The organism is Streptomyces sp. MB09-02B (genome assembly GCF_033794485.1).
GTDB lineage: Bacteria > Actinomycetota > Actinomycetes > Streptomycetales > Streptomycetaceae > Streptomyces.
This window is the reverse complement of record NZ_JARGEE010000777.1, coordinates 1-2044: the sequence shown is the minus strand read 5'-3', so window position 1 is coordinate 2044 and position 2044 is coordinate 1. Positions and strand designations below refer to the sequence as shown.

Genomic DNA, 2044 nt, shown 5'->3' with positions numbered 1-2044 from the left:
AGTTGTGTGGGGCCCTGCTGCTAAGGCCTAGGTCTCCACGGCGCCTGGACGAGGTGTCTGCAAGACCGCCTCGACCTCGAGCCTGACGCAGTCGGCGGCGTCCGCCGCCGACTGCGTCAGGCTCGGGCTCGCGTCGGTTCCTCCGCCGGTGCTGGCGGGGGCGCTGCGGACGCTCGGCGATGTCGCACGAGGTGGCCCGTGAGCCAGGCGGTGGCGGCCACCGTCGTGCCGAGGAGGACCAGCCCCCAGGTCACCGTGCGCAGGGTGGCCGTGAGGGCGTCGTAGACGGCGCCCGCGGCCGCCGGGGAGACGTCCGGGGGCAGGTCGGCGAGCGTGAGGTGGCGGCCGAGGGCCACGGCGACGCCGAGCAGCGCACCGCCGAGCGCCGCGCCGAGCCCCGTCGCGCAGACGGCCCGACGGCGCTGTGTCGCGACGAGTACACCACCGGCGGCCAGTGCGAGCGCACCGACCGGAAGCCAGAACGCGGCGATTTCGAGCACGCGATACCCCTTTCGAAGCTGGACCAGTTCCGTGGCCGACAACACCTCGACCTCGGTGCGCGCGACCGGGATGCGATGGGCGAACGGCACGTGGTCGCGCACGAGTTGACGTTTGACGCGCTCGCCGACCGGTGCGAGGTCGAGCGTCACCGCCCGCGCCCCGCCGACGCCGGGCCCGCCCGCGCCCCCGCTCTCGGTGTCCTCCGCGCGCACCGCCGTCAGCACCGCGTCGTGCGCCGCCCGGTTCAGCATGTGCCACGCCGTGCGGAACGCCTCGGTCTGGGTGAAGGAGTGCGCCGCGTCGTGCGTGAACTCCCGTACCGGGCGCCGCAGTGGGGGCCCGACCCGGACCTCGCGCAGGACCCCGTCGGCGACCGCGTCCGCGAGCGCCTCCCGTACGTCCGGGTCGGTGGCCAGCGGCGCCATGACCGCCTCGTACCGCGTCCGGTCCCCGAGTTCGTACGTCGCCCACGCGGCCAGCGCGCCCACCGGCGTGAGCAGGCAGGCGAGCGCGGTCAGTACGGCAGACAGGGCGCCGCGGGCTCGGTGGGACACCCCTCCAGGCAAGACCCCCGCCCACGACCTCGCGAGCGCTCCCGACCCACGTGACTGCGAATGGCCCCCCAGGACAAGCCGAACGGGGAGGGAGCCGGGAGCCGACACGGTGGAGCCTCTCGGCGCTCGGGACGACGGCGGCGGCCGACTCCGGCGGCTCCGTCCGGGGCACGATCGTCGCCGGCGTGACCTCAACCTCCGCACACAGCCGGCCACGGACTTCGGTCCGGGGCCGGGTCCGTGGCGTTCACGTGGACCGTCAGTGCAGGCGGTGGCCCTTCGCGTCCTCGTGCGTGTAGTAGCGGTAGAAGGTCACCGCGAAGACCCCCGCCGCGACGGCGAGGGACATGAGCGTCGCGCGCACCACGGTGTGCTGGGAGGCCTGGCTGTAGAGGAAGCCGAAGGCGCAGCCCGCGAAGGCGGCCCAGAGGAGGGCGTGGGGTTCGCGGCGCAGTCGGCGTGCGACGGTCTGTACGGCGATGCAGAGCGCCGCGAACACGAACGCGGTCACGAAGCCGAAGAGGACGTTCCAGCCGGTGATGGGGCCGGCGTCACGGTTCATCGCGGCGGCCCAGTAGCCGTAGACGAGGCCGAGGACCACGGGCAGGACCAGGTTGGTGAGCCGGTGGGTGCGCTCACTGAAGACATCGGGCGAGGCCTGCGCCGTCGACGTGCCCGGCACCGGGGGCCCGCCCGGAAGCCCCGGCCGCCCCGGAGTGGGTGCCGTCTGAGCCATGGGAGCACTCCTCTCTTCCCTCCCCCGCCGGTCTCCGCCCCGTCTTCCAGAGCACACCTGGGGAGGGCCGCTGGCAAGTCGGGGGTGGGCGGCTGCGGGTTCGTCGTTGCTGATCGCGCAGTTCCCCGCGCCCCTCTCCGGCCTGTGGCCGTCGTGAGGCTTGTGGCCGTCGTGAGGCTTGTGGCCGTCGGGCGGCCTGGCCGTCGTCCGATCCGCGGGCACCGTCGGGGGCCGCGGGAGTCCGGGGAAGGGC

Annotated in this window: 2 protein-coding genes; both read right to left on the bottom strand. The window is 74.3% G+C overall.

The genetic code is table 11. The features are described 5' to 3' along the window. Positions 1 to 116: 116 nt before the first annotated feature. Complete coding sequence (locus P1P70_RS43945; RefSeq protein ID WP_319248017.1) at positions 117 to 1055, bottom strand: hypothetical protein; 939 nt, start codon at positions 1053 to 1055, stop codon at positions 117 to 119. Positions 1056 to 1314: 259 nt separating this feature from the next. Then, positions 1315 to 1791 carry a hypothetical protein gene (locus tag P1P70_RS43940; RefSeq protein ID WP_319248015.1) on the bottom strand — a complete coding sequence of 159 codons (477 nt, stop codon included), beginning with the start codon at positions 1789 to 1791 and terminating at the stop codon, positions 1315 to 1317. Positions 1792 to 2044 lie beyond the last annotated feature (253 nt).

What these genes read in the sequence shown, in the direction of transcription:
- P1P70_RS43940 (WP_319248015.1), bottom strand. Translation starts at nt 1,791, where the DNA reads ATGGCTCAGACGGCACCCACTCCGGGGCGGCCGGGGCTTCCGGGCGGG.